This is a genomic window from Cellulophaga geojensis KL-A, assembly GCF_000568425.1.
In the GTDB taxonomy this organism is placed as follows: Bacteria; Bacteroidota; Bacteroidia; order Flavobacteriales; family Flavobacteriaceae; genus Cellulophaga; species Cellulophaga lytica.
In genome coordinates, this window is record NZ_ARZX01000030.1 from 1 (window position 1) to 26685 (window position 26685).

The 26685-nt window shown below is 30.3% G+C and carries 28 protein-coding genes and 1 tRNA gene; 18 read left to right on the forward strand and 11 right to left on the reverse strand.

The annotated features are described in order from the left end of the window. Positions 1–39 precede the first annotated feature (39 nt). From KLA_RS15960 to KLA_RS16005, 10 genes are all read left to right on the forward strand, one after another. Positions 40–504, forward strand: coding sequence for a hypothetical protein (locus tag KLA_RS15960; RefSeq protein WP_034647006.1), 465 nt, complete (start codon positions 40–42; stop codon positions 502–504). Beyond that, a complete protein-coding gene (locus tag KLA_RS15965; RefSeq protein ID WP_034647007.1) occupies positions 482–979 on the forward strand; it encodes a hypothetical protein in 498 nt (165 codons plus the stop codon). Before KLA_RS15960 ends, KLA_RS15965 begins: the two co-directional genes overlap by 23 nt. 128 nt (positions 980–1107) lie before the next feature. Beyond that, the gene (locus tag KLA_RS15970; protein WP_034647008.1) at positions 1108–1977 is read left to right on the forward strand and encodes a hypothetical protein; all 870 of its coding nucleotides are present in this window, start codon (positions 1108–1110) and stop codon (positions 1975–1977) included. A 182-nt stretch (positions 1978–2159) separates the two neighbouring features. After that, positions 2160–2738: a DUF3592 domain-containing protein gene (locus KLA_RS15975; RefSeq protein WP_034647009.1), complete on the forward strand. Its 579-nt coding sequence runs from the start codon at positions 2160–2162 to the stop codon at positions 2736–2738. Positions 2739–2741: 3 nt separating this feature from the next. Beyond that, a complete protein-coding gene (locus tag KLA_RS15980) occupies positions 2742–3170 on the forward strand; it encodes a hypothetical protein (RefSeq protein WP_034647010.1) in 429 nt (142 codons plus the stop codon). 602 nt (positions 3171–3772) lie between these two features. Next, positions 3773–5275, forward strand: a complete 1503-nt coding sequence (locus tag KLA_RS15985) for a reverse transcriptase domain-containing protein (RefSeq protein WP_034647011.1) — start codon at positions 3773–3775, stop codon at positions 5273–5275. 180 nt (positions 5276–5455) lie between these two features. Continuing rightward, positions 5456–5893 (forward strand): SRPBCC domain-containing protein, encoded by a 438-nt coding sequence (locus tag KLA_RS15990; RefSeq protein ID WP_034647012.1) that lies wholly within the window; start codon positions 5456–5458, stop codon positions 5891–5893. A 484-nt stretch (positions 5894–6377) separates the two neighbouring features. Beyond that, positions 6378–7511, forward strand: coding sequence for a hypothetical protein (locus tag KLA_RS15995; protein ID WP_152536859.1), 1134 nt, complete (start codon positions 6378–6380; stop codon positions 7509–7511). A gap of 132 nt (positions 7512–7643) precedes the next feature. Continuing rightward, on the forward strand, positions 7644–8033 hold the full coding sequence (locus KLA_RS16000; RefSeq protein WP_034647014.1) for a hypothetical protein: 390 nt from the start codon (positions 7644–7646) through the stop codon (positions 8031–8033). Between the two features lie 182 nt (positions 8034–8215). Next, on the forward strand, positions 8216–8641 hold the full coding sequence (locus KLA_RS16005) for a hypothetical protein (RefSeq protein WP_034647015.1): 426 nt from the start codon (positions 8216–8218) through the stop codon (positions 8639–8641). Positions 8642–8668: 27 nt separating this feature from the next. On the opposite strand, the gene KLA_RS16010 is transcribed toward KLA_RS16005, so the two are convergent. Further along, on the reverse strand, positions 8669–9295 hold the full coding sequence (locus tag KLA_RS16010) for a LysE family translocator (protein ID WP_034647017.1): 627 nt from the start codon (positions 9293–9295) through the stop codon (positions 8669–8671). A gap of 108 nt (positions 9296–9403) precedes the next feature. On the opposite strand from KLA_RS16010, the gene KLA_RS16015 reads away from it, so the two are divergent. Both KLA_RS16015 and KLA_RS16020 read left to right on the forward strand, forming a co-directional pair. After that, positions 9404–10276 carry a LysR substrate-binding domain-containing protein gene (locus tag KLA_RS16015; protein ID WP_034647019.1) on the forward strand — a complete coding sequence of 291 codons (873 nt, stop codon included), beginning with the start codon at positions 9404–9406 and terminating at the stop codon, positions 10274–10276. Between the two features lie 191 nt (positions 10277–10467). Beyond that, the gene (locus tag KLA_RS16020; RefSeq protein ID WP_034647025.1) at positions 10468–11475 is read left to right on the forward strand and encodes a hypothetical protein; all 1008 of its coding nucleotides are present in this window, start codon (positions 10468–10470) and stop codon (positions 11473–11475) included. 107 nt (positions 11476–11582) lie between these two features. On the opposite strand, the gene KLA_RS16025 is transcribed toward KLA_RS16020, so the two are convergent. Beyond that, positions 11583–11656 (reverse strand) — tRNA-Arg (locus KLA_RS16025). Between the two features lie 82 nt (positions 11657–11738). Between KLA_RS16025 and KLA_RS16030 the strand changes: the two genes are divergently transcribed. Further along, positions 11739–12251 (forward strand): adenine phosphoribosyltransferase, encoded by a 513-nt coding sequence (locus tag KLA_RS16030; RefSeq protein WP_034647027.1) that lies wholly within the window; start codon positions 11739–11741, stop codon positions 12249–12251. Here the strand turns inward: KLA_RS16030 and KLA_RS16035 are convergent. After that, positions 12248–12400 (reverse strand): hypothetical protein, encoded by a 153-nt coding sequence (locus KLA_RS16035; protein WP_013621954.1) that lies wholly within the window; start codon positions 12398–12400, stop codon positions 12248–12250. The two genes, KLA_RS16030 and KLA_RS16035, sit on opposite strands and share 4 nt — an antisense overlap. Positions 12401–12975: 575 nt before the next feature. Between KLA_RS16035 and KLA_RS16040 the strand changes: the two genes are divergently transcribed. After that, complete coding sequence (locus tag KLA_RS16040) at positions 12976–13911, forward strand: calcium/sodium antiporter (protein WP_013621955.1); 936 nt, start codon at positions 12976–12978, stop codon at positions 13909–13911. A gap of 87 nt (positions 13912–13998) precedes the next feature. Here the strand turns inward: KLA_RS16040 and KLA_RS16045 are convergent, their stop codons facing one another. Continuing rightward, positions 13999–15009, reverse strand: coding sequence for a glutamine synthetase beta-grasp domain-containing protein (locus KLA_RS16045; protein ID WP_013621956.1), 1011 nt, complete (start codon positions 15007–15009; stop codon positions 13999–14001). A gap of 204 nt (positions 15010–15213) precedes the next feature. On the opposite strand from KLA_RS16045, the gene KLA_RS16050 reads away from it, so the two are divergent. The 4 genes from KLA_RS16050 to KLA_RS16065 all read left to right on the forward strand — a co-directional run bounded on the left by KLA_RS16050 (position 15214) and on the right by KLA_RS16065 (position 21573). Next, positions 15214–17400 (forward strand): glutamine synthetase III, encoded by a 2187-nt coding sequence (locus tag KLA_RS16050; protein WP_034647030.1) that lies wholly within the window; start codon positions 15214–15216, stop codon positions 17398–17400. 121 nt (positions 17401–17521) lie between these two features. Beyond that, complete coding sequence (locus tag KLA_RS16055) at positions 17522–18475, forward strand: acetyl-CoA carboxylase carboxyltransferase subunit alpha (RefSeq protein ID WP_013621958.1); 954 nt, start codon at positions 17522–17524, stop codon at positions 18473–18475. Between the two features lie 168 nt (positions 18476–18643). After that, entirely contained in the window at positions 18644–20194 is a 1551-nt protein-coding gene (dnaB, locus tag KLA_RS16060) for a replicative DNA helicase (RefSeq protein WP_034647037.1), read from the forward strand. Positions 20195–20313: 119 nt separating this feature from the next. Further along, on the forward strand, positions 20314–21573 hold the full coding sequence (locus KLA_RS16065) for a hypothetical protein (protein ID WP_034647031.1): 1260 nt from the start codon (positions 20314–20316) through the stop codon (positions 21571–21573). 3 nt (positions 21574–21576) lie between these two features. On the opposite strand, the gene KLA_RS16070 is transcribed toward KLA_RS16065, so the two are convergent. The 7 genes from KLA_RS16070 to thrS form a co-directional block, all read right to left on the reverse strand. After that, the gene (locus tag KLA_RS16070) at positions 21577–22374 is read right to left on the reverse strand and encodes a Cof-type HAD-IIB family hydrolase (RefSeq protein WP_013621961.1); all 798 of its coding nucleotides are present in this window, start codon (positions 22372–22374) and stop codon (positions 21577–21579) included. Between the two features lie 104 nt (positions 22375–22478). Beyond that, entirely contained in the window at positions 22479–22865 is a 387-nt protein-coding gene (locus KLA_RS16075) for a DUF4870 domain-containing protein (RefSeq protein WP_013621962.1), read from the reverse strand. After that, a complete protein-coding gene (locus KLA_RS18145; protein ID WP_013621963.1) occupies positions 22865–23008 on the reverse strand; it encodes a hypothetical protein in 144 nt (47 codons plus the stop codon). Before KLA_RS18145 ends, KLA_RS16075 begins: the two co-directional genes overlap by 1 nt. Before the next feature lie 206 nt (positions 23009–23214). Then, on the reverse strand, positions 23215–23559 hold the full coding sequence (rplT, locus tag KLA_RS16080) for a 50S ribosomal protein L20 (RefSeq protein WP_013621964.1): 345 nt from the start codon (positions 23557–23559) through the stop codon (positions 23215–23217). 96 nt (positions 23560–23655) lie between these two features. Next, a complete protein-coding gene (gene rpmI, locus KLA_RS16085; protein WP_034647033.1) occupies positions 23656–23853 on the reverse strand; it encodes a 50S ribosomal protein L35 in 198 nt (65 codons plus the stop codon). Between the two features lie 108 nt (positions 23854–23961). Next, positions 23962–24510 (reverse strand): translation initiation factor IF-3, encoded by a 549-nt coding sequence (gene infC, locus KLA_RS16090; protein WP_075695343.1) that lies wholly within the window; start codon positions 24508–24510, stop codon positions 23962–23964. 39 nt (positions 24511–24549) lie between these two features. Then, positions 24550–26493, reverse strand: coding sequence for a threonine--tRNA ligase (thrS, locus tag KLA_RS16095; RefSeq protein WP_034647035.1), 1944 nt, complete (start codon positions 26491–26493; stop codon positions 24550–24552). Positions 26494–26685 lie beyond the last annotated feature (192 nt).

A 26685-nucleotide genomic window follows, 5' to 3' on the forward strand; every position in this document is an offset into this window, starting at 1 on the left:
ATCCCGTAACTGACGGTTATACCTACCGTTGTAAGTAATTTGACCAAACCAAGAAAAATAGAACTGAATTTAGGAAATCCAAAAAATGGATGGCTTCCGATTGAATTAAAATCTACGGATTTTGAATTGAAATTTAATGCCTCAAATATTCCCAAAAATCCGACTGACAAACTTTGCGAATCTCTGATTTTAGCAATGAACGGAATCGAAACGGAAATATGTTGGAATTTGGAACCTGAATGTTATTTCTTTGAACTAAAACAAAGCGGAAAAAATATTAATCTGAATATTTCAAATAGTAGCGGAATAACTAAAAATCGAAATCCGATTTATGAAATGACTGGAGATATTGAGTCTGTAATATTACCAATGTATCGGAGTTTAAAAAAGTTCAGTACGCAGGAATTTGATAATGCGGATTGGAAAAAAATTGACCAAATAAAACTGAATAAGTTAACCGAACTAGTTGCCAGCCGAAAAAATGAAAACACCAATTATAGATAACGACATATTTTCAATTCGAAAATTACTATTCATAATTGGTTCGATATGTTTTATAGCTGGAGTAGTTTCAGTTTCATTAGATTGGCGGAATTTTGGCAGTCTTTTAATCCTTGGAGCAATTTTAGCATTTGGTATGCTTTATTGGATAAATGATAAATATAAAGAATACAAAAAGGTGTATTTTAAGTATTTGCCCAAAGAAAAGGCTCTAGAAATGCTTCATTATGGTTCATTCAAATTTACAAATGACTGTTTAATATATAGTAATAAGAATATACTTCAGGAAATAAATTGGACTGAAATATTGAGTTATAACTTAATCGATTCTGTGCATATCATTTTATTAGGAAGAAACGATAAAGAACATAATTTCATAATAAGTGAAACCGAAATGGATAAATCTGATTTTCAAAAAGTACTTGAATTTATAAAAGAAAGAGTAAAAAAAACTACTTACAACACCGTGTATAATTAATTGCTTGGTCACTGCCGACTTACGAAAATTCCGCTGGAATTTTCTATCTGTAATTTGTTTGTTAACTTAGTTGCTTAACCACGCAACTAACCATACACAAACACGTTAGCTGTAATTAAAAAAATAATATGAAAATTATAAAAAGTTTATTTAAAAATAAGTCTGAAAAATTATATTTTAAAGTAGTGAATTCTTTTTTTATTTATAATAAACTTACTGATTATGAACTCCAAAGCTACAGAGAAAACGATTATAATAACGAGCAAGATAATGACTATTATGAGAACTCATATTTTTATTCTCATCTTACCTCGGAGCAAATTCAATTCCAAGTTTTTTTTACTTCAATAGGTGATTTCAGAAATGCCGATTTTTATGAAAATGCGCAATCAATTCAACAGTTTTATTTAAATAAATATGAAATTCCATTTTTTTTCAATTTATCCAATGATATTGAAAAAAAGAAATATGAATCTACATTCCATAAAATAGGTGACTACTTAAAATTTGAAGATTTCATTTCCGTAATTCTACCTAATATTAAATTTCAAATCATCTCACAGATAGAACATAACAAACTTAATATAGGCACATATACTGTATTCTACAATTGGGATTTTTTTGAAGAGATTCAAATTTCTAATAATAGCAATTCTTTTTTGAGGTTCATTACAAGTTTACCTCATAATTCTAGAAAAAAAGAATATACCTCTAGACAAGAAGCTAATATGTCAGCTTTCAATTCATTACTGGAAAATGCCTGTTCAACAGTAGATACTACTCTAAAAGGCTTATATTTTGATTTAGGAACTTCAAATTCATCCATATTAAGTAAAGATTTTTTTGGCAATAATCCTAAGGTAGTTATGTCAATTAGGAACCTTAATGAACTTGAAACGAATCTAATTGAAAATGAAGTAAATAATTCATTAGAAATTCTAAAAAAAAAGACTATGGAACCATTTGAAATAATAAAAAATACAGCTAACAATGTATAAAAAACATAGGGCTGTTTGTTCTTAACCGAAAGGTCTGTGTTTATTTACAAAGTCGCCAAATATAAAATTTGGAATTTCAATAAAAAAGATAAAAGCAAAATATTATATTTGGCTTAGTTCTAAACTGAAACGTATCGCTTATTACCTGCCCTACGTGTTTTATACTAACCGTTAGGCATAATATGAATATTAATCTCAATAATTGGAATTTAGATACAGTACCTACAATTTTTTTTTGTATCGTATTACCTCTCTCTTTGTACTTTGCTTATTGGTTATTCATTAGTGGAGTTATCGGAGCTATAAGAATCTTAAAAAGTAAACATTGGACCCCAATAATCGGAAAAATTACTGATTCAGAAATTAGATTTATGAAATTTGGAGGTGGAGCAGATGACCCTGTTAGTTTTAATTTTGTATTAAAAAGGACATATTCTTATGTGGTAAATGGTGAAAATCACATTTCAAATCAAGCTATAGCATCCGATTCCTTATATGAAAAACAATTTAAGCCAATGTCTAAATTCCCAAAAAAATATGGGGACTATAAAACAGACCCTAATTATTTGGAAACAGAAAAAAACATAAAGAATATGATTGGAAGACCTATTACTGTCTATTACAATCCTAATAAACCTGAAATAGCTTGTTTAGAAAACAAATTTCAAAAGGAAATATTTTTACCCATTATTATGGGATTATTATTTGGAGGCGGATTGACCTTTTTAGCTTATTATATAGTAAAACCTATAATTGAATAAAAAATGAAAAAAATATATTTAGTATTAGTACTAGTTACACTTTGGAGTTGTTCAATAGCAAATAAAAAAAAATCTATCGATAATGACATAAAAATTGTTGAGAAAGAGAAAATTGAATTTAATTCTGATATGATTTCATATTATAATAATTTGAAAGATTTAATGAACAAGAATTATTATTGGGTCTATAATGTGTTTAATGAAAACGAGTTTGAAGATTCTAGAAATGATAATTTTAAAGATTTAGCATTGATTACTAAAAATGAGTTTGAAGATTTTATTGACAAAAATAAATTTGAAAATATTAATGAATTTAAAAAATTCTTTAATCAATTTAAAGCAGTAGGGAAATACAAAAATAAATTTGACAAAAAGCATCAAATAGAATTAGCAAAAATAGAGAGAATAATAGAGCAAATAACTAATTATTAAAAATTCCTATTGGATAAGGTTAATTAAAATAATATAGAACAAACGAGACATAAAAGGAATACTATGCCTAACAAAAGCTAAAATTAATACGGGTTTTGGTGCTTAATCCAAAGTTTAGTGTATTTTTATAAAGTCCGCCAAATCTTTTGATTTGGCTTTAGAACAGAAAAAGATAAAACAAAATAAAAAGTTTTGGCTAATCGCTTACTCCGAAATTAAATGCTAATTTAATCCCGTACTAACCTTAGCCGAGCCGTTGGCAATAATGTAAAAAAAAGAGAATTATGAGTTTTGGACGAGTAACTTAAATGTATGTTTTGAGCAAACTGCTTTCTCAATTAGGAGAAAAGGCCCTAGAATTCCAAAGATGCAAGTGTTTAGATTAATTTCTATCACCGCACCTAGAGAAGACACTAATCTCATAAAGATTGCTGTCATTATTCTAGTTAATGTTGTCATATTGACCAAGGATTTATTTCTATAAGTTAAATATACAATTATTATTACACGCCTAGCGTGAGGGAAGATAACCGAAAAGGTTATTGGTTTGAGATTATACATTTTACGAGGTTTTTCCCGCTCGTCCTTAACTCATTTTATTTATGAAAAAATGGTTTAAAATAAAACGATATCCACATATTGGTTCTCAAATATCACGTGAAGATTATTCGAGAATAAAAAAGTATGTTTCAAATTCTGATAATGTAGAGAGACACTCATTCAAACCTTTCATTAAAAGAGTTCAAACTAAAAGGAAATTTCGCAAACAATATGATGATGGTATTCTAATCTCAAAAAAGAGAAAAAAAGATTTAAAACCAAGAGAAATCTGTTTTGCTAGTCATTTGGATTCACAAATTTATTCTTACTACTCAGAGTTCCTTTCAAAAAAATATAATAAGCTAATTACTAAGCATAACCTTGCTAAAGTTGTTACGGCTTATAGAAAAATAAAAAAAGACAAATCAAAATCGGGAAAATGTAATATTGACTTTGCAAATGAGGTTTTTAGCTTGATAAAAAAAAGGTCAGAAACAAAAAAGAATCAAGTCGTAATTGCATTCGATATCAAAGGTTTTTTCGACAATTTAAACCATAAGAAATTAAAGGAATCTTGGGCATATGTAATTAATGAACCGCTTCCTAAAGACCATTATCAAATATTTAAGAACATTACAAAGTTTTCATTTATCAAAGAAGATGAACTTTTTAATCTTTTCAAGGACAGAATAGTGGTTGAAAGGTATGTCGACAGTTACAAAAAAGATAAAACATTAAAAAAGAAGAAAGTAGATAAAATTAAGTATTTGAAAGAAAAGAGAGCCGTTTCATATACAGTTGACTCAAAGGATTTAAAATTAATTAGAAACAAAGGCTTAATAAATGCTAATAAACTCGATAAAAAAGGTAATAAACGCACAGTAGGAATTCCGCAAGGTTCACCAATTAGTTCTGTTCTTGCGAATATCTATATGTTTGAGTTTGACAAAAAAATGAACGAATTATTATCTAATTCAGGTGGAATATATAGACGTTATTCTGATGATATGATTGTGGTTTGTGATTTAACACAAATCCAACGTGTCGTTTATGAATTTGAGTCAAATATTAAAAAACTATGCGATTTAGAAATCCAACCTCATAAAACTCAAATATTTCATTTTGTAAAACAAAAAAACAGACTTTCCTGCTATCAAGAATTTAAAACACACTGCACAGTAAATAGAAATCTTGAGTACTTGGGATTTCAGTTTGACGGAGAAAATGTTTTATTAAAGAATAGTAGTATTTCTTCATATTATAGAAAGATGAAAAAATCTATTAATAGAAGTAAATATTATGCAAAACATACAAGAAACAAAGCAAATAAGGGTAAACTATTTAAATCAAGGTTGTTTGAAAAATTTACTGTTATTGGTTCCCATAGAAAAAGAAAACGCATTCGAGATAAGAAAGATAAATCAAAATTTAAAGTTTTGAAATTCTACAATTATGGAAACTATTTAACCTATGTAAATAAATCAATAAATAACGTAGAAAATAATTCAATAAAAAAACAACTGAAAAATCATTGGAAAATTTTTAATACTGAGTTGAAAAAATAAACACTATTGCCAACAATGTATATAAAAAATAGCGGTTTAAGTGTTTAATTCATAGTTGATTTTTATAAATTTAGAGCCAGTAATAAACCGAAAACTTAGTGTATAAAATCCGCTACTTTTCATATACGAGACCGCTAGCACCAATTTAGACAAATCAATACTAGATAAAAAAGAATTATTATGAAACTTGAATCCAACGCAACTATACAAATTCAAAAACCGATTGAAGTAGTTTTCGAAAGCATTGTAAATCCAGAGAAAATGACCAAGTATTTTATTTCTGAAAGTAGCGGAAGACTTGAATCTGGTAAAGAAGTGATTTGGAAATTTCCTGAGTTTGAAGATAAGTTTCCTACTAGTGAAATTAAGATTGTAAATAATAATTCAATTTCCTTTGTTTGGGACCCAGAAACAGTTGTAATAATCACATTAGAAGAATTGCCAGATGATAACACCATAGTAAGAGTAAACGAAAATGGTAAAGAACTTAATGACGATAATCTGAAATGGGCTTTAGAAAATTCGGGAGGATGGGCAAATTTCCTCGCCTGTTTGAAAGCCTACTTAGAATATGGAATACTGCTTCGTAAAGGAGCGTTTGACTTTATGAGAAAGTAATAAACATCAAAGTATTATCAAAATGAAAGTGACAGCTGAAGAAAACGAACAAGTATCAAAAATCACCTTCGCACCTGTATATCCTCATTATATAAATAGGTTATAGAGAAATGGTAGAACAAAAGAATAATTAAATCCCGTAGTCACCAAATAAGAGGTATGATTTGCGGTTATCGTATTGAAAAAATACCTGATAAATTTGAATTATATAGAAAAATGTAGATATTTAAATAAGTTGTATAATGAATTAGCTAAAGCGCTTCTGTAAGAATCATCATATACTAGTTCTGATTTTGCAATAGCAAAGGCTTGTTTTAATAATTTATTGCATATGGCTATTAGCACTAAATTTTTAATTTGGCTAAAAAAATGATAAATTAAAAACAAAATAAATCCCGAAGCGCCGGGATGGTTAAGTACTAACCCCTAAAATGTAAGTGTCGTTTATACATTATATTTTATACAATAGTCATTATCTATAATTTTGAAAATACTTAAGTTAAAAAAAATAACACTTATAATCATAGTGCTGTTTGTTAGTATAAGTTTTATAAGAGAGCAAATTAGTTTAAAAAAGCTGGAGAATTTTAAAAGATTAACTAGTCCTTTAGAACGTGTACGCTCAAAAAATTATGAAATAACATCAATAAAAGGTACTCTTCCAATTTTGTACGACAGTATAAAAAATCAATTTTATTTAAAAAATGAGAAGGGTTTAACTAAATTAGATAACCAAGGAAATGTAATGTTTTCTGATGATCTATCAAGTGAAAAATCATACATAAGTACTTTAGATTATAATAATTTTATTCCCTTTGTATTTACATCTCAAGGAGTTTATGACTTTTCTGGCAAAGAGCTTATTTTTATGCCTTTTGAGGAAAAATTAAATATCAAAAATGAATTAAGTAATAGCAACTTCAAATCTATTTTTGAAGAAAATTATATTAGTGCTGACTTAGTTGTCTATGGTAATGAAATAGAAGATGAAACAGCCCAGTTTAGAATCTATTTTAGAGTTGATAATAAATGGATTTTGTTACTATCTCAAAAAGGAGACTATAATCAATTTAAACATCCTGAAACGTATAATAAAAATGCTAACACTACAGCACAAATTGATTATAGTAAATTTTCTTCAAAGTTTTCAAATAAAAGATTAATTGCTTTAAAAGATAGTCAAAGAGGTTTATACTCAGCAAAAGAAAGAGATCGTAATTTAAATAACTATTCTACTGTAGTTTTAAAGGAATCAAAACTAGACTATAAAACAACAAATAAATTAAAAATGGTTGCTATTAAGAATAATAGTTATTATGGTTTACCTGATTGGATGAATCATACATTTTTTAAGCTCGCTTACTTTGAGTTAAATTATAAAAATGAACAGATGTTTTTTAAGGGGAATACATTTAAATATAGAGAGGTATCAAGTGAAGTCACTAATAAAGACTTTTACTTGTATGAATTACCAAAAGGTATGAGGAATAAAACGAAAGTGGCTTTTTTAGATATTAGAAACTATACAGGAATTGCAATAGATCCAAGAATGAAATACTTAGAGCCTCAAATTGAAAACACTGGAATATTTATAATTAAACCAATAAACAAAAACTAAAGCTAACTTTTAATAAAATTAATTGTTAGCACTTATTAGTGTCTTAATCCTATTCGGTTTTCTTGTTAACTAAAAACTAAAACACGCAACAAACTATTTTAAAACCCGTTGTATACAGTATAAAAAATAAATATGAAATATACAGGTTTTAAGGAGCTTAAAGAAAAACCAGTTGGACTTGCTTGTGATATTCTACAAGGTTATCCGCTAGAGTTTGGAGATTTAACCTACAGACTAGATGATTACGATTTATACGAGTGGTTAGAAGAAAATGAAATGGAAGATTTTGACTCAGAATTATTAGAGCGTTATCCAAATTATGAGTCATTAGGGGCTTTAGATTTAGAGTATGCTTTAGAGGCAAATCCAGAATTTCGTTATGATTCTTATGCCGAATTTGTTTTGTTTGTAGATACAACAAAAAAAGACTTCCCTGTTGTTATTTTTGATGGTCAAGATATTTTTGCTACCCTTTATGACACTTTTGAGTTGTTTTATGCGTCTTTATATAAAATAACCTAATTAAAATACTATTTAGAAGACAATACAATTCCACAGCGAATATAAACTGTATACTTACAAATATAAACCTCCTATACTTTTATAAACTAAATGTACCTATTATTGCTTGGCATTGTGTTAATCACAAGGCAATAAGGTTATTAAAGAACCTTGTTTCTATATAATTATTTATAAAATAGGGTATGAGAGGGTCTGATTTAGATATTTTAAAAAAATCACTTACTATTATAATAGGTTTTGAAGAGCGTGTAGATTTAGTTAATTCTGCTTCTGAATTTTTAGAAATACATAACAGAAATATACAAATGCTTAAAGATTTGGGTGTAGAGAGACAATCTGATTTTATAAAAAAAAATATTAGTGGTTATCCTAAGCTTAGAGTTTCAGAAATTGAGTTGTTTATATTTAGAAAGAGAAAAGAAAAAAGTTTTCTGTGGTTTGTTGGCGGCCGTAGATTAGGCTTTGTTTATGATTTAATTAGAACAAGAGGAGTGCTTTTATCTCAAATAAAAAAGAAAGTAGCTAAAATTAAAGACATCAGCCAAAGGATGTATAAGGTTGTAGAAAATCCTATTTTTGAAGAGGTATACGAGAAAACAGGGTACTAGAGATATAATAAACATTTTATTTACACCTTAGTTAATAGCTAGTACTATAGAGATTCCCATAAGTATAAACACCACACCGCTTAACCTGTTTAACCACAAATTAAAACTAGGATTATTATTTATCTTCTGCGTAAAACTACTAGCAAAAAATGTAAGTCCTATGTACCAAAGTGTGCCTATTATAGCAAAAGTAGCACCAAGTAAAATAAATGGTATTGGATTTTTAATTTGAGCGGGATTTATAAACTGAGGGAAAAAGGCTAAAATAAATAATGCAACTTTTGGGTTTAGTGTGTTTGTGAGAAAGCCTGACCAAAAATCACTTTTCTGTTTCTTTGGCTTGTTACATTCTTTAATTTTTAATGTTTTATTACTACTTTTTAATTTGGTAATTCCTAAAAATAATAAGTAGACAAAGCCAGTATATTTTATTGCAGTAAAAGCATAATCAGACTTAGATAACAATACAGATAATCCTAATGCTGCAAAAACAGTATGTACTAAAATGCCGGTATTTATGCCTAATGTAGCATGTATTCCTGACTTTTTACCTTGACTAATTGACTTGTTTAGTACAAAAACGGTGTCAATACCAGGAGTTACAATAAAAATTAAAGCAGTAAGCAAAAATGTAATAAAATTTTCTACACCCATTATTTTTCAATTTTAATAATTAAACTAATCTTTGATACAAAAGAACCATTATGCTATGGACTAAAAAATACTTATTTTTGGCTAATTAATGCATAAAATGCATTGGACATGACAATTCAACAAATAAAATACTTTTTAGCACTCTCTAATGAGCTTCATTTTTGGAGAACAGCAGAGAAGGTGTTTATATCTCAGTCTGCACTAAGTAGACAAATACAGTCCTTAGAGGAAGAAATGGGAGTACAGCTTTTTAAAAGAGATAAAAGAAACGTAAAACTTACCGATGCTGGTAAATTTTTGCAAGAAAAATGGACAGCTACCATTAAAGATTTTGATCAATTTACACAGCAAGCAAAAAAAATAGATGAAGGTACCTCAGGTTTTGTATCTATAAGTTATCCTGGTTCTATTGCGTTTAAGTTTTTGCCTAATTTCCTTGAAGTTTTAAAACTTAACTTGCCAGATTTAAAGTTAGAATTGGTGGAGCCTACAGATGAAAATCACGAACAATTATTACTTAATTATAATACAGATATTGCATTCAGTAGAGACAAAATTAAAAACATAAACATAGCTTCTGTAAAACTATACTCTGAACCCATATGCTTAGTAGTGCCTAAAAATCATTGGTTAACTAAAGATTCTCTAATGAATTTAAATGATTTAAAATATGAAAAGTTTATTATCTCTGGACTGTATAAAAAAACTTTTTTTGCATCGCTACTAAGAAGTTTTTTTGAAAAGAATAATTTTCAACCAAAAGCAATAATTGAGTCGGACTTTGGAGGTATGATTCTAAGTCTTGTGTCTAAAGAACTAGGAATATCTATTTTGCCAAAATCTTTTAAATTATCAAAACCAAAAAATATTAGGTTTATAGAGCTAGACGAGGAGATAGGTTTGTTTATCAATTTTAGAAAAAACGATCCTAATAAAATTGTTACTAGAGTTGTAGACTATTCAAAATCTTTAGAATATTAATCTTTTTTTATTGCAGTTACAGTAAAAGAAAAATATAATTAATTTTTATGAGATTAAATTACAATTAATTTTTTTTGTCTTAGTTATTCTACTTTTTTATACAAATAAGCGCTAAACCCTTACAAATATAAATTACTAGTTTTTTTATTGCATACTTGTTATTAAAATTGATATAAATAAAATTTTAAAAAATGAAAAAGCTAACTACGCTACTTATTTTACTTGTTGTTACTTCGGGTTTCTGTCAACCTCCAAATTTAGATTTAAATCAATTTCCACTTTCAACTTACTTAGAAGCAGAAAATAACTTTCCTGGAGGAAAAATATTAAATTCTGACTATTATACAGTTTCCGATGATTTGGGATTACTTTCATTTATAATAAAAGATAGTGACATTGCAGATATAGACATAGTTGCTAGATATGTTTATTATAAAAAAGATAGTCTTATTCTAGAATTAATTAATGAGTGGGATGTAGCCAACCACAACAAAAAAATCAATAATAAAAAAGACTTAGAGTTTAGAAAAAATATGCTCAGTTTTTATTTAAGAGTAGAAAAAGCAATGATAGCTTCTATGGGAGAAGGTACTGTAGAAGGAAATATTCCTTTAGAAATTAATGATAGCACTGCTTATTATAAAAGTACAGTTTGGAATTTAGAAAACACATTTGTAAAATTAAGCATTACAATGTCTAACAACTACAATAAACAAACAGAAGAGTTTCCTATACACAAATTTGTTGTGAGTATGAGAGCAACAAATATAACAGATAGACCTACATATAAAACTAAGCAGTTGATAAAGAGAGATAGAAAAGAAATACCAAATATAGAGCACCCTATTGTAAGTGGTAAAGATCCTATTTATATGGGCTGTGAAAAAAGTGTAGATAAAGGAGTTTGTTTGCGTAATAGCGTTAGAAAAAGAATACTAAAAGAATTAGAAGTAGAAAATGTAGTAATTGAAAATGCTACTTTAAAAGTAGGATTTAGGGTAGAAATAGATGGCAGTATAGCTCCTTTTGAAAGAGATATAAAATCAAACAACAAGCAACTACAGACAATAGCCTTACAAACTATTATTGGTTTACCTAAAATGATACCTGCTTACTCTAAAAAAATGGACCAAAATGTTACTGCTGGTAATATTTTTTATCTGGTAATTAAAGACGGTAAAATAGCTAATTTAGAGTAGTGGTTTTATTGTTCTACTGTAAAATTTAATTGTTTATTTTTGATTATAAAATGAGGTATTGTAAAAAGAAAAAAGCTTGCTAAATCTAAGATTTAGCAAGCTTTTAGTGACCTCGACAGGATTCAAACCTGTAACCTCTTGAGCCGTAATCAAGTGCGCTATTCAGTTGCGCCACGAGGCCGTTTTTGTTTAAATTCCTTTAAACGAGGGTGCAAATATATTTCTTTTTACTTTTACCACAAAATAACTAAAGAAAAAAATATATGAATTTTAAAGAATATATTAGAGATGTTCAAGATTTTCCTAAGCAAGGCATTGTTTTTAAGGATATTACTCCTTTGTTAAACAATGCAGAAATTTTAGAAAAAACTGCAGATGCACTCTTAAATTTAGTAAAAGAGCAAAAAATAGACAAAGTTGTGGGTATGGAAAGTCGTGGTTTCTTCTTTGCAACACTTTTAGCAACCAAGTTAAAAGCAGGTTTTGTTCCTGTGCGTAAAAAAGGAAAATTACCTTTTAACGTGCTTTCTAAACCCTACTCTTTAGAGTATGGTGAAGATGCATTAGAAATACATACAGATGCCATTAAAAAAGGGGATAAGGTATTAATACATGATGATGTACTTGCTACTGGTGGTACCGCTAAAGCTGTTTGTGAGTTAATTGAAGAATTAGGTGGTGAGGTAGTGCAATGCAATTTTTTAATAGAATTAGACTTTTTAAATGGTAAAGATAAAATAGCAAATTATAATGTTGCTTCTTTACTACATTATTAGTCTATAGCATTTGTAGTTACATAATAACGCCAACCTATTATGGCTAATTGTAATTTACTAGCTTTAGATAAGTCTAACTGTTTTTTACTGTAAGATGGTAATAGTAAACGGTTAATTTTAGCAAGAAACCTAAAAAGGGCTTTTTTCATAAAAGTAATTTCTGCAAATATATGGTAATACTTAAAAAGAATAAAGGTTGCATTATAGCAACCTTTATTGGTATATAGGCCTATATGATTCTTCTTAAAATAGTATTACAGTAATTGTGATAACATAGCTAAATAAAATTTCTGATAGAATAATCATAATTTGTAGTTTTTAAAGGTTAATAATTAGTTGTAAATAATCGATTATTCACTTAAGATAAATAGAAATTATACTCATTTGCAAATAAGTTGACTACTATTATTATAAGTGAATACACTATTTATAACTTTTAAATGTTAATTGTGTTAATATTTGTATTTTATTCTTGAATAAAGTTTATATATGTAATCTTAAATTCAACTTTATATTTTAAATTGTAACATTTGTAGAGCTGTTTTTGCAATAATAAAAAAAGCAAGGGGACTTTCATTTCCAAAAAAATACTTTATGTGGTTTTGGTTCATGTTCCCTTTTATTTTTAAGGATATTTTGGGATATTTTTAATAGTTAAAAAATATAATTTTACTAAAAAAGTATGTAGCATTCTAATTGTTATATTTGCTGCAAAAAATAGTATATGCTCAATTTGGTTTACATAATTATTGGTTTGGTTTTTTTAATAATGGGTGGTAACTGGTTATTAAAATCTTCTGTAGCATTATCATTAAGGTTGCAAATACCAAAAATTGTGGTGGGGATGACGGTAGTTTCCTTTGCAACATCTGCACCAGAACTAATAGTTAGTATAAAAGCAGCATTAGAGGGCTCACCAGATTTAGCTTTAGGTAATGTAGTTGGTTCTAATATAGCTAATCTAGGTTTGGTGCTGGGTGTTATAGTAATGTTAGGCAGTATAGATGTTCGTAAAAGTTTTTATACAACCGACTGGCCAATTTTAATGTTAGCCTCATTGGTATTTTTTGGCTTTATTTATTTTGATGGTGTTATAAAGTTTTATGAAGGGGTAATAATGGTGGCGCTTTTAATTGTATACATTGTGTATCTTATTAAGTTTCAAAAAACAGCAGTAGAAGATGAAGCGCCAGAGGATGATGTACCTTTGCCAACCTTTAAAATGTTATTGTTTTTAGCTCTTGGAGGTTTAGGCCTTTGGGGTGGATCAGAACTTTTGGTAAGCGGTGCAACAGGTTTAGCTAGGTTTTACAATGTTAGTGAAAGGGTAATTGGAGTAACTGTTGTATCTGTAGGTACCAGTATACCAGAGCTTGCTGCTTCTATAATAGCAGTAATTAAAAAAGAGAAAGCCATATCTTTAGGAAATTTAATTGGCTCTAATATATTTAACATTTTTGCTGTGCTAGGTATAACTGCATTAATAACACCTCTTAATGTTGTAGATAATACGTTGTTAAGTAATGATATTTTATGGATGCTAGGTTTTGCAATAATTTTATTACCTCTGGTATTTTTTCCTAAAGGTTTACGCTTAGGATGGCGAGACGGTATTGTGCTACTATCTGGATATATTGCTTTTGTATACTTTACCATTTAGTAAACAAGAAATAGTTAAATGAAGAATAAAAAAAATGCCTAAGAATAATCTTAGGCATTTTTAAAAACAATTAATTTAATTATATGCTTAAATCTTTGCAGATTTTACAGTCTTAATAATTCTTCCTGCAATTTTGTAAGGATCTCCGTTAGATGCAGGTCTTCTGTCTTCTAACCAGCCTTTCCAGCCTTTTTCAACTGTAATAATAGGTATTCTAATAGAAGCTCCTCTGTCAGATATACCGTAGCTGAAATCTGTAATAGCAGCAGTCTCGTGCTCACCAGTTAAACGTTGGTCGTTAAACTCTCCGTAAACAGCAATGTGCTCTTTAGTAACAGGTCTAAATGCTTCACATATTTTCTCGTAAGTTTCTTTAGAACCACAAGTTCTTAAAATAGTGTTAGAGAAGTTTGCGTGCATACCAGAACCGTTCCAGTCACCTTTTACTGGTTTTGGGTGGTACTCAATATAGTAACCATATTGTTCAGTTAATCTGTCTAATAAATAACGAGCTATCCATATTTCGTCACCAGCTTTTTTAGCTCCTTTTGCAAACAATTGAAATTCCCACTGTCCGCTTGCAACTTCTTGGTTAATTCCTTCAAAATTTAAACCAGCTGCAATACATAGGTCTGCATGTTCTTCAACAAAATCTCTTCCGTGAGTGTTTTTACCACCTACAGAACAGTAATACATACCTTGTGGACCAGGATAACCACCTACAGGGAAACCTAAAGGCAATTGTGTATTCTTATCCATAATAAAGTATTCTTGCTCAAAACCAAACCAGAAATCGTTATCTTCATCATCAATACCAGCTCTAGAGTTAGATAAGTGAGGAGTTCCGTCAGCATTTAAAACCTCAGTCATTACTAAGTACCCGTCTTTACGTGCTGGATCTGGGTAAATAGCTACAGGCTTTAATAAACAGTCAGATGATCCTCCTTCTGCTTGTTGTGTAGAACTTCCATCAAAAGACCAAATAGGGCAATCTTCTAATTTACCGCTAAAGTCATCTTCTACTTTTGTTTTACTTCTTAAATTGGCAGTTGGTGTATAACCATCTAACCAAATGTACTCTAATTTTGATTTGCTCATAATGTTGATTGTTGTAATTTCATTAAAGATGCAGCAAAAATAATTTTTTTCATTGTATCTCCATAATTTTTATAGGGGTAATTGCTAAAATATTAGATGTAATTCTTAATACCCTTGTTTTTTTAGGGGTAAATTATAAAATTTTTATTTTTATTCGGTTTAATTAGTAATTTTGTAATTCACACCACTTTTAAAATATATATAATGTCTATAGTAAGGTTTAATGCTGTTAGAGAAAGTTTGTCTAGAGAAAACTTTGTGATAAATGAAAAAGGTAGCAGATCTAAAAAATTTGGAAATCATGTTTTTAACGAGGAGAGAATGCTGCAATTTTTAACTAAAGATGCACTAGCTACAGTTAAAGATGCTATTTTTTCTGGTGCTAAAATAGATCGTAAAATTGCAGATCAAGTAGCAGAAGGTATAAAGTCATGGGCCATTACAATGGGTGCTACACATTACACCCATTGGTTTCAGCCACTAACAGGTACAACTGCAGAAAAACATGATGCCTTTTTTGATGTTTTAAGTGATGGTAGAGCACTAGAAAAATTTGGAGGCGGACAATTGGTACAGCAAGAGCCAGATGCTTCTAGTTTTCCTAGCGGAGGAATTAGAAATACGTTTGAAGCCAGAGGTTATACAGCATGGGATCCTACTTCTGCAGCTTTTATTTATGATAAAACTTTGTGTATACCTACCATATTTGTATCCTACACTGGTGAGGCTTTAGATAATAAAGCACCACTTTTACGAGCACTTTCTGCTGTAGATGAAGCAGCAACTGCTGTGGCTAAATATTTTGATAAAAATGTAACTAAAGTAAATGCAACACTAGGGTGGGAGCAAGAGTATTTTGTTATAGATAAATCTTTGGCATATTCTAGACCAGATATTGTACTTACAGGCAGAACTCTTGTTGGGCATCATGCAGCAAAAGGCCAACAGTTAGATGATCATTACTTTGGAGTTATACCTAGTAGGGTTTTAAATTTTATGAAGGAACTTGAAGTAGAGTGTATAAAACTTGGTATACCTGTAAAAACAAGGCATAATGAGGTTGCTCCTAATCAGTTTGAGCTAGCACCAGTTTTTGAAGAAGCAAACCTAGCCGTAGACCATAACCTATTATTAATGGACGTTATGGATAAAATTGCAGACAAGCACAATTTAAAAGTATTGTTTCATGAAAAACCATTTGCTCATATAAATGGGTCTGGTAAACATAACAATTGGTCATTAGCTACAGATACAGGTACTAATTTGTTAAGTCCTGGTTCTACACCAATGAAAAATCTTCAGTTTTTAACATTCTTTATCAATACTATAAAAGCAGTAGATACGTATGAGGAGTTATTAAGATCTTCAATAGCATCTGCAAGTAACGATCACAGGCTAGGAGCTAATGAAGCACCACCAGCTATTTTTTCAATATTTATAGGTACACAATTAAGCAGTGTGTTAGATGAGTTAGAAGGTGTATCTAAAGGTAAATTATCGCCAGAAGAAAAAACAGAGCTTAAATTAAATGTAGTTGGTAAAATACCAGAAATACTTTTAGATAATACAGACCGTAACAGAACATCTCCTTTTGCATTTACAGGAAATAAGTTTGAGATGCGTGGAGTTGGATCTAAAACAAACTGCTCTAAACCAATGACTGTTTTAAATACAATTGTAGCAAAGCAATTAATTGAATTTAAAACAGAGGTAGATGAACTTATTGATAAAAAGAACCTTAAAAAGGATGAAGCTGTTTTTAATGTATTAAGAGAATATATTAAAACATCTAAAAGAATTAGGTTTGATGGTGATGGGTATAGTAAAGAATGGGAAAAAGAGGCCAAAAAGAGAAGGCTTAGCAATAATAAAACTACTCCAGAAGCTTTAAAGGTTTTAACATCTAAACAAAGTTTAGACTTGTTTAAATCTATGAATGTAATGAGCGAAGTAGAAGTTTCTGCCAGACAAGAAATTGAGCTAGAATCATACATTATGCACGTACAAATAGAAGGTCGTGTGTTTAATGAATTGGTATACAGCCATATTGTTCCTGCGGCTTTAGCATATCAAAATAAACTACTAAAAACTGTTCTTGGTTTAAAAGAAATTTATGGCAATAATTACAAGTCAATGGCAGCAGCACAATTAACCATTTTAGAGCAAATAGCAGAACATATAAATGAGATAAAAACAAAGACAGATACAATGACGCAAGCTCGTAGAGATGCCAATAACTTAAAAGACTTAAGTAAAAAGGCATTTGCGTATTGTGATAATGTAAAGCCATATTTTGATGAAATTAGATACCATAGTGATAAGTTAGAGCAATTGATAGAGAATGAGTTATGGCCATTAACTAAGTATAGAGAACTGCTATTTACAAAGTAAAAATGAATAGTAAAAAGCAATTGCTTTTAGTTATTTTTAGGATTTTTTTGGATGTCTAATGGGGGAATTACATTAATATCATATATTTGTTTCTTGATATAAATCAAACCTATTTGAAAATATGGAATATTTAGACTTTGAACTCCCTATCAAAGAACTAGAAGAGCAGTTAGATAAGTGTCAGATTATTGGCAAGGAGAGTGATGTTGATGTATCTGAAACTTGTAAGCAGATAGAGAAAAAATTAACAGAGACTAGAAAAGATATATATAAGAATCTTACACCATGGCAAAGGGTGCAACTTTCTAGACACCCAAACAGACCTTATACATTAGATTATATTAATGCAATCTGCGGAGATACTTTTTTAGAGCTTCACGGAGACCGTAATGTAAAAGATGATAAAGCTATGATTGGTGGCCTTGGAAAAATTGGGGATCAGAGTTTTATGTTTATTGGTCAACAAAAAGGATTTAATACTAAAACAAGACAATACCGTAACTTTGGTATGGCTAACCCAGAGGGTTACCGTAAAGCTTTACGATTAATGAAATCTGCAGAGAAATTTAATGTTCCTGTGGTATGTTTTATAGATACTCCAGGTGCTTACCCAGGTATTGAAGCAGAAGAACGCGGACAAGGAGAAGCTATTGCACGTAATATATTAGAAATGACTCGCCTTAAAGTACCAATAATTGTTGTTATAATAGGTGAAGGTGCTTCTGGTGGCGCATTAGGTATAGGTGTGGGAGACAAAGTGTTAATGTTAGAAAATACGTGGTATTCTGTAATATCTCCAGAATCTTGTTCTTCTATTTTATGGAGAAGCTGGGAATATAAAGAGCAAGCTGCAGAGGCATTAAAACTTACTGCTACAGATATGAAGAAATTAAAACTTATTGACGAAATTGTACGAGAACCAGCTGGTGGAGCTCATGCAAATAGAGATAAGAATTTTACAATTGTAAAAAACAAAATTATTTCTCATTTTGAAGATTTAAAAAAGTTATCACCAAAAGAATTGGTAGAAACTAGAATGGATAAATATGCTAGTATGGGAGTCTTTAACGGCTAACAGGCATTTTTATTCAAAATAATAGAAATCCAAAGACTTAGGCTTTGGATTTTTTTTGGTTATGAACACAAATTCGTAACTTATCAACAGGTCAATTGTTAATCACTAGTGAATATAACTATACCTATTATAAAGTTAACTAAACGTTAATTGCATACTTTAGCAGATATGGATAAGCCAAGCCCAGTATTAGGACATAAGATAGATAAATCTACAATAATAAATTTAGAGAAAGGAAAAATACCGCCGCAAGCCGTTGATTTAGAGGAGGTTGTGATTGGCGCAATGATGATAGATAAAAAAGGTGTAGATGAGGTTATAGATATTTTACACCCAGATGTTTTTTATAAAGATGCCCACAAGCATATTTATGAAGCAATTTTTAAGTTGTTTGAATCTTCTGAACCTATAGATTTATTAACTGTTTCTACCCAATTAAAACAAGATGGTAAGTTAGAAGCTGTTGGTGGAGATTTTTATTTAATCAAATTAACCCAAAAAGTAACATCTTCTGCTCATATTGAGTTTCATGCAAGAATTATTCTTCAGAAATTTATACAAAGAAGTTTAATTAAAATATCTAATGAAATTATACAAGAGGCTTATGATGAGGCTACAGATGTATTTGATTTGTTAGATACAGCAGAATCTAAATTATATGACGTTACACAAGGTAACTTAAAACGTTCTGCAGAAACGGCACAAAATTTAGTTATACAAGCTAAAAAAAGAATTGAAGAGATATCTGGTAAAGAAGGATTAAGTGGTGTGCCATCTGGTTTTCATAAGTTAGATGAATTAACATCTGGCTGGCAACCAAGTGATTTAATTATTGTGGCCGCACGTCCTGGTATGGGTAAAACTGCCTTTACATTGTCTATGGCACGTAATATGGCAGTGCAGTCTCAAATGCCAGTTGCTTTTTTCTCTCTAGAGATGTCTTCTGTACAGTTAATTACAAGACTTATTTCGTCAGAAACCGGATTGTCTTCTGAAAAACTTCGTACTGGTAAATTAGAAAAACACGAGTGGGAGCAATTAAACGTAAAGGTAAAAACCTTAGAGTCTGCTCCTTTGTTTATAGATGATACTCCTTCGCTTTCTATTTTTGATTTAAGAGCAAAATGTAGAAGATTGGCATCTCAGCACGGTATAAAAATGATTATGATTGATTATTTGCAACTTATGACTGCAGGTGGTACGCAAAAAGGAGGAAACCGTGAACAAGAGATTTCAACAATTTCTAGAAACTTAAAGGCACTTGCAAAAGAACTTAATGTTCCAGTTATTGCACTTTCGCAGTTGTCAAGGGCGGTAGAAACACGTGGTGGAAGTAAAAGACCGGTTTTATCAGATTTACGTGAATCTGGAGCAATTGAACAAGATGCAGATATTGTATCATTTATATATAGACCCGAGTACTATAAAATTGATGAGTGGGATGATGATGAGCATTCGCCAACACAAGGTCAGGGTGAATTTATTGTTGCAAAACACAGAAACGGTGGTTTAGAGAATATTAGACTTAAGTTTATTGGTAGTCAAGGTAAATTTGATAACCTAGATGATTTTGATTCTCCTTTTGAGTATCAATCTAAAATGAATGAAAATGAAGAAAACCCATTTTTAACTCAAGGCTTACCAAGTGCAAATGAAGCTTTTGGTAGTTCTATGAACGATGGTTTACCTCCAGAAGATGATAATGATGTTCCTTTTTAATTTAGGAAACATATAATATAATATGCTAAAAGCTAGTCTTAATAAATAATTTAAGACTAGCTTTTATGTTTTAAATGGCTAATTAAGTACCTTTAATAAAGTTAAAATTACCTAAACAAATGCGTAAGTATCTTCTATTAGCATCAATTTTATTTATTTCATTAAATGCATTGGCTTCTAATATCCTAATTCCTATGGATGCAGAAAGTCAAAAAAATCATTTAAAAGCATACGGTATTACCTATTGGGTGCTTGCCAAACAACAAAAAGTACAGTGGCTGCTAAATTACAGAGGTGGTTCTTTTTTGCTGCCAGATGGTGATGCAATACGTAAAGAATGCCAAATTAGAGGAGTTTCTTTTGAAGTTTTGTCTTCTGCTCAGGCAGAAAGTATTTTGGATGAAATAAGTAGTCCGTCTAAAAATCAGGATGCAGTTATCTTAGAAAAAGCACCTAAAATTGCTGTTTATTCACCTAAAGGTAATCAACCGTGGGATGATGCTGTTACTATGGTGTTAACCTATGCAGAGATTCCGTATGTTACTATTTATGATGAAGAGGTTTTAAGTGATAAATTGGCCTTGTATGATTGGTTGCATTTGCATCATGAAGATTTTACTGGGCAATATGGTAAATTTTATGGTAGTTATAAAGCAGCACCTTGGTATATTGAAAACAAGAAAAAATCCGAAGAATTAGCAAACAAGTTAGGATATTCAAAAGTATCTGAAGAGAAAAGAGATGTAGCTTTAAAAATTAAAAATTATGTGATAGGAGGTGGTTTTATGTTTGCAATGTGTTCTGCTACAGATAGTTTTGATATTGCTTTGTCTGCAGAAGGTGTAGATATTTGTGAACCTATGTTTGATGGTGATGCGTCAGACCCAAGTTATCAATCTCAAATAGATTATAAGAAAACTTTTGCCTTTACTAATTTTACGTTAGAACGTAACCCTTCTATTTATGAGTTTTCATCTATAGATATGACAAGAAAAAGGCAAATAGCTAAAGAAACAGATTATTTTTCTTTAATGGATTTTTCGGCTAAATGGGATCCTGTGCCAACTATGCTTTGCCAAAATCACACATCTTTAGTTAAAGGTTTTATGGGGCAAACAACCTCGTTTAATAGATCTGAAATAAAACCTACAGTTTTGGTTTTGGGTGAAAATAAAATTAATAATGAGGCTAGGTATATTCACGGCATAAAAGGTAAAGGCTTTTTTACGTTTTACGGTGGTCATGACCCAGAGGATTACCAGCATAGAGTAGGGGATCCTAAAACTGAATTAGAATTGCACCCTACTTCACCAGGTTATAGGTTAATATTAAATAATGTGTTGTTTCCTGCGGCTCGTAAAAAAAAGAAGAAAACTTAAGTGTTAGCTTTCTAAAAGCTTATCTAATATTGTCTCTACTCCAAATTCATCATTGCTTTTTGTACGGTAGTTTGCTGCTTTGGTAACATTTGGGTGTGCATTAGCCATTGCAAAACTAAAATCTGCGAGTGCTAACATTTCTAAGTCGTTATTAAAATCTCCAAATGCCATTGTTTCTGATGAAGAAATATTAAACATATCTTGTAATTTTTTTAGAGCGTGCCCTTTGTGTGCATCGTTGTGAGACAAGTCTAGCCAATTCTCTCCAGATACTTTCACTTTTAGTTTAGACTCTAGATGTTTTACTTTTGGGTAGATATAGTTTTCAGAGCTCTCAAAATGATAAATAGCAATTTTTAAAATATCATCTTCATAGTTGCGTAAGCTATCTAAAACTTCGTATTCTGCATAATACTCTTTAAACTTTTCTTTAAACTCTTCAGAGTCTGATGCTATATAGGCCTTTTTTTTACCGCATAATACAGGGTAAACATCATCTATAGTGTCAATTAAATTTAGAAGCTCTGTAATTGTAGTGTTGTCTAAGCCTGTTTGCAGTAGTTCTTTATTTTTGTTTTTAGCAATAGCACCATTTTCTGCTATAACTAAAATATCATCTTTAATACTATGCAATTTATCTATTATACTGTGGTATTGTCTTCCGCTTGCAGCTACAAAAAGAATATTATTCTCTTTTAATTTTTTAAATTGATTAAAAAACTTTTCACTAACCTCATGTTTAGAGTTTAGTAGTGTACCATCCATATCGGTAACTACCATTTTGACTTTTGATAAATCCATATTTATGCTAATTATAAGCTACAAAGATATCTTTAACTCTTTATAATCATATAAAATTTAGTTAAACATTTTGTAAATGGAAATTAAAAAAGAGATAAATAGGTTTAAATAAATTTAATACTCAACGGGTATTTGTATAGTCTTTTTTCAGAAGCAGCCATACCACCCATTATTGGAGTTATTATCATTAATAAAGCTAGTGCAATACCAACAAAAAATAGTATAAATAAAAATAAAATGCCTACAATGAATAATGATAAAAACATAGATATTAATAATAATACAAAAAATACCACGGAGTAAATTAGTACACTAATTTGAAAATTAATAACAGCTCTTCCATGAGCATCCATATCTTTCACTTCAGTCTTTTTAGAAGACCACATTATTATGGGTACAATAATACCAAACGGCCCTAAAAAATTTAGTAGTTGGGAGTAGTGCATTAAAGATATGTTGCTATAATCTTCAGGTAATTCATTGTTGAGCATTAGCTTTTATTGTGTTTGGTTCTACGTATTTCGTAAAACGTTAAAAAAGCTGTAATTAGTATGCAAATAGTAATGAAAATATATGGTTTTTGTTCGGTAAGGTTAATTAAGAAATCTGTCATTTCTGAAAATTCTCCTGTCATAATCGTTTCTTTCTTTAAAAATTTAAGTCATACATTAGATGTAAAACAGTTAAAAAGGTTGCTTGTATTAAGCAAAAAAATATTAGTTATAGTATAAAACTTATCATTAGTGTAAATGTTGTAGTGACTAAGCTAAAGTTTTCCTAAAAAAAAACCTGCTCTTAAAAGAGCAGGTTTTATTCACCTAAGCGAGATGAATTATTTTTTTATTTTACCTTGTTTACAATAGCTTTAAAAGCTTCTGGGTGGTTCATAGCTAAATCAGCTAAAACCTTACGGTTAAGCTCAATGTTATTAGCTTTTACTTTACCCATGAATTGAGAATAAGACATTCCATGTAATCTAGCACCCGCATTAATACGAGTAATCCATAAAGCACGGAAATTTCTTTTCTTAACTCTACGGTCTCTATAAGCATATTGCATTGCTTTTTCAACCGCATTTTTAGCTACTGTCCAAACGTTTTTACGTCTTCCAAAGTAACCTTTGGCTTGCTTCATTACCTTTTTTCTTCTGGCTCTAGAAGCAACTGAATTTACTGATCTTGGCATAAATTTTAATTTTTTTTGTAGTAGGCGGCCTTAATTAAGACACTTTGTTTTTAAGCCTAACTCCATGGTTAATAATAATTACCGTAAAGAGTTTAATTACTTTAAACGTAATTGCTCTTTAATACTTTTTACATCAGACTCATGTACTAATCCGCTATGAGTTAATGCAAGCTTACGCTTTTTAGATTTTTTTGTCAAAATGTGACTCTTAAAAGCGTGCTTTCTTTTTATTTTACCTGTACCTGTAAGCTTAAAACGCTTCTTAGCACTGGATTTAGTTTTCATTTTAGGCATTTTTCTCCTATTTAATAAATTAAATACCGAAAAAACTCCGGCATTTCTCGCTTAGTATTCCAAACTGTTACATTTGGTTTATTTTAAAACACTTAATTACAAGTGTTCTTATTTCTTCGTTTTAGGAGCTAAAAACATTGTCATCCTTTTACCTTCTAACTTAGGCATTTGCTCCACTTTTCCTAGTTCTTCTAGTTCTTGTGCAAGACGTAACAACAATATTTCTCCTTGATCTTTATAGACTATAGATCTACCTTTAAAAAATACATATGCCTTTAATTTAGCACCATCTTTTAAAAATTTCTCTGCGTGTTTTTTCTTAAACTCATAATCATGATCATCAGTTTGTGGTCCAAAACGAATTTCTTTTACAACAACTTTAGACGCTTTGGCTTTCATAACCTTTTCACGCTTCTTTTGCTCGTATAAGAATTTCTTGTAGTCTATAATTTTACACACAGGAGGATCTGCTTTTGGTGAGATTTCTACCAAATCTAATTCTAACTCCTCTGCTTTTGCTAAAGCCACTTTTGTTGAGTATACACCAACCTCTACATTATCACCAACTAAACGTACATTAGGTACTTTAATATCGTTGTTGATATTGTGCGGATTCTTGTTCTCTCTTCTCGGCTGCGGCCTAAATCTCTTTCTAATTGCTATAACTAATAATTTTTAGATTAAACTTCTATTTTTTTAAAACGACTTTAAGGTACTATTTATTTCGCTAGTTACCAAGTCACTAAAATCTTTTATTGAGATAGAGCCTAAATCTTCACCTCCGTGTTTACGCACAGATATAGTGTTTGTAGCCTCTTCATTCTCGCCAATGATAATCATAAAAGGGATTTTATTCATTTCAGCTTCCCTAATTTTCTTACCAACCGTTTCGTTTCTGTTGTCTAGCAGGGCGCGAATTTCGTCATTTTCTAATGAATTTAAAACTTTTTTCGCATATTTCTCATATTTCTCGCTAACTGGTAGTACAATTGCTTGATCTGGTATTAGCCATAATGGGAAATTACCACCTGTATGTTCTAATAATAAAGCAATAAAACGTTCCATACTTCCAAAAGGAGCTCGGTGTATCATTACTGGTCTGTGATCTTCATTGTCACTCCCTTTATAAGTTAAATCAAAACGCTCTGGTAAGTTATAATCTACCTGTATTGTGCCAAGTTGCCAATTTCTACCAAGTGCATCTTTAACCATAAAGTCTAGCTTAGGGCCATAAAAAGCTGCTTCACCACTCTCTATAACGTAGTCTAAGCCTTTTTCTTTGGCTGCATTTATAATTGCATTCTCAGCTTTTTCCCAGTTTTCAACACTACCAATATATTTGTCGGGATTATTCAAATCCCTTACAGATACCTGAGCTTTAAAGTTTGTGAAACCTAAAGAATTTAATACATATAAAGATAAATCTATAACATTTTTAAACTCTTGATCTAATTGGTCTGGTGTGCAAAAAATATGCGCATCATCTTGTGTAAAACCTCTAACACGTGTTAGTCCGTGTAACTCACCACTTTGTTCATATCTATATACTGTACCAAATTCAGCAAAACGTTTAGGTAAATCTTTATAAGAGTGTGGTTTAAAATTAAACACTTCGCAATGGTGTGGACAGTTCATAGGCTTCAATAAAAACTCTTCATCCATTTTAGGAGTCTTTATTGGTTGAAAACTATCTTCTCCGTACTTAGCGTAATGTCCAGAAGTAACGTATAGTTCTTTTTGTCCTATGTGCGGAGTTACCACCATTTCATAACCGGCTTTTTTCTGTGCTTTCTTTAAAAAGTTTTCTAAACGCTCTCTTAAGGCAGCACCTTTTGGTAGCCACAATGGTAAACCTGCGCCAACTTTTTGAGAAAAAGTAAACAGTTCAAGTTCTTTACCTAATTTTCTATGATCTCTTTGTTTAGCTTGTTCTAATAATTCTAAGTATTCGGTCAATTCCTTTTGTTTAGGGAAAGATATACCGTATATACGTGTAAGCTGAGGCTTATTTTCATCACCTCTCCAGTATGCTCCTGCAACACTTAGTATTTTTATTGCTTTTACAATGCCAGTGTTAGGTATATGTCCGCCTCTACATAAATCTGTAAACGTATCATGGTCACAAAAAGTAATTGTGCCATCCTCTAAATTTTCAATTAACTCGGTTTTGTATTCGTTGCCTTGTTCCTTGTATAAGGCTAGGGCTTCATCTTTAGTAACAGAACGCATTTTAAAATCATGCTTTCCTCTGGCAATTTCAATTGCTTTCTTTTCTATTTTAGGAAAATCTTTATCAGATATAGATCTGCCTTCTCCTAAGTCAACATCATAGTAAAATCCATTTTCAATAGATGGTCCAATAGTTAATTTAACCCCAGGATATAATTCTTCAATAGCTTGTGCAACTATGTGTGAAGATGAGTGCCAAAAAGCTTGTTTGCCTTCAGTATCTTTCCAAGTATATAAAACTAAGCTACCATCTTCGGTTAATGGTGTTACGGTTTCTACCGTGGTATCATTAAATTTAGCAGAAATAACATTTCTAGCAAATCCTTCGCTAATGCTTTTAGCAACGTCCATAGGAGTGCTTCCTTCGGAAAATTCTTTTAAAGTACCGTCTGGTAAAGTAATTTTAATCATACCTAATATTAATATAAGAATACAAAGATAATATCTTGTTGTCACCCTAACAATAATAAAGTAGATATTTTATATTAAATTAATGGCATATATGTTATCAGTGTAACGCCAAAGTAATTTACATTATATATAAGGTATACGTGTGTATTGCTTTTCTGTATTTCTTTAACCCTACACTCGCCTTTGTGGCGG

Bases quoted from the DNA above. Each gene is read 5' to 3' on its own strand.
- KLA_RS15970 (WP_034647008.1), top strand. From the start codon at position 1,108: ATGAAAATTATAAAAAGTTTATTTAAAAATAAGTCTGAAAAATTATAT.
- KLA_RS16030 (WP_034647027.1), top strand. From the start codon at position 11,739: ATGAATTTTAAAGAATATATTAGAGATGTTCAAGATTTTCCTAAGCAA.
- KLA_RS16005 (WP_034647015.1), top strand. From the start codon at position 8,216: ATGAGAGGGTCTGATTTAGATATTTTAAAAAAATCACTTACTATTATA.
- KLA_RS18145 (WP_013621963.1), bottom strand. From the start codon at position 23,008: ATGACAGGAGAATTTTCAGAAATGACAGATTTCTTAATTAACCTTACC.
- KLA_RS16075 (WP_013621962.1), bottom strand. From the start codon at position 22,865: ATGCTCAACAATGAATTACCTGAAGATTATAGCAACATATCTTTAATG.
- dnaB (WP_034647037.1), top strand. From the start codon at position 18,644: ATGGATAAGCCAAGCCCAGTATTAGGACATAAGATAGATAAATCTACA.
- KLA_RS16065 (WP_034647031.1), top strand. From the start codon at position 20,314: ATGCGTAAGTATCTTCTATTAGCATCAATTTTATTTATTTCATTAAAT.
- KLA_RS16055 (WP_013621958.1), top strand. From the start codon at position 17,522: ATGGAATATTTAGACTTTGAACTCCCTATCAAAGAACTAGAAGAGCAG.
- KLA_RS15990 (WP_034647012.1), top strand. From the start codon at position 5,456: ATGAAACTTGAATCCAACGCAACTATACAAATTCAAAAACCGATTGAA.
- rpmI (WP_034647033.1), bottom strand. From the start codon at position 23,853: ATGCCTAAAATGAAAACTAAATCCAGTGCTAAGAAGCGTTTTAAGCTT.
- KLA_RS16045 (WP_013621956.1), bottom strand. From the start codon at position 15,009: ATGAGCAAATCAAAATTAGAGTACATTTGGTTAGATGGTTATACACCA.
- KLA_RS16070 (WP_013621961.1), bottom strand. From the start codon at position 22,374: ATGGATTTATCAAAAGTCAAAATGGTAGTTACCGATATGGATGGTACA.
- KLA_RS15975 (WP_034647009.1), top strand. From the start codon at position 2,160: ATGAATATTAATCTCAATAATTGGAATTTAGATACAGTACCTACAATT.
- KLA_RS15965 (WP_034647007.1), top strand. From the start codon at position 482: ATGAAAACACCAATTATAGATAACGACATATTTTCAATTCGAAAATTA.
- KLA_RS16015 (WP_034647019.1), top strand. From the start codon at position 9,404: ATGACAATTCAACAAATAAAATACTTTTTAGCACTCTCTAATGAGCTT.
- KLA_RS16010 (WP_034647017.1), bottom strand. From the start codon at position 9,295: ATGGGTGTAGAAAATTTTATTACATTTTTGCTTACTGCTTTAATTTTT.
- KLA_RS16050 (WP_034647030.1), top strand. From the start codon at position 15,214: ATGTCTATAGTAAGGTTTAATGCTGTTAGAGAAAGTTTGTCTAGAGAA.
- KLA_RS16000 (WP_034647014.1), top strand. From the start codon at position 7,644: ATGAAATATACAGGTTTTAAGGAGCTTAAAGAAAAACCAGTTGGACTT.
- KLA_RS15980 (WP_034647010.1), top strand. From the start codon at position 2,742: ATGAAAAAAATATATTTAGTATTAGTACTAGTTACACTTTGGAGTTGT.
- rplT (WP_013621964.1), bottom strand. From the start codon at position 23,559: ATGCCAAGATCAGTAAATTCAGTTGCTTCTAGAGCCAGAAGAAAAAAG.
- KLA_RS16040 (WP_013621955.1), top strand. From the start codon at position 12,976: ATGCTCAATTTGGTTTACATAATTATTGGTTTGGTTTTTTTAATAATG.
- KLA_RS16035 (WP_013621954.1), bottom strand. From the start codon at position 12,400: ATGAAAAAAGCCCTTTTTAGGTTTCTTGCTAAAATTAACCGTTTACTA.
- KLA_RS15985 (WP_034647011.1), top strand. From the start codon at position 3,773: ATGAAAAAATGGTTTAAAATAAAACGATATCCACATATTGGTTCTCAA.
- KLA_RS16020 (WP_034647025.1), top strand. From the start codon at position 10,468: ATGAAAAAGCTAACTACGCTACTTATTTTACTTGTTGTTACTTCGGGT.
- thrS (WP_034647035.1), bottom strand. From the start codon at position 26,493: ATGATTAAAATTACTTTACCAGACGGTACTTTAAAAGAATTTTCCGAA.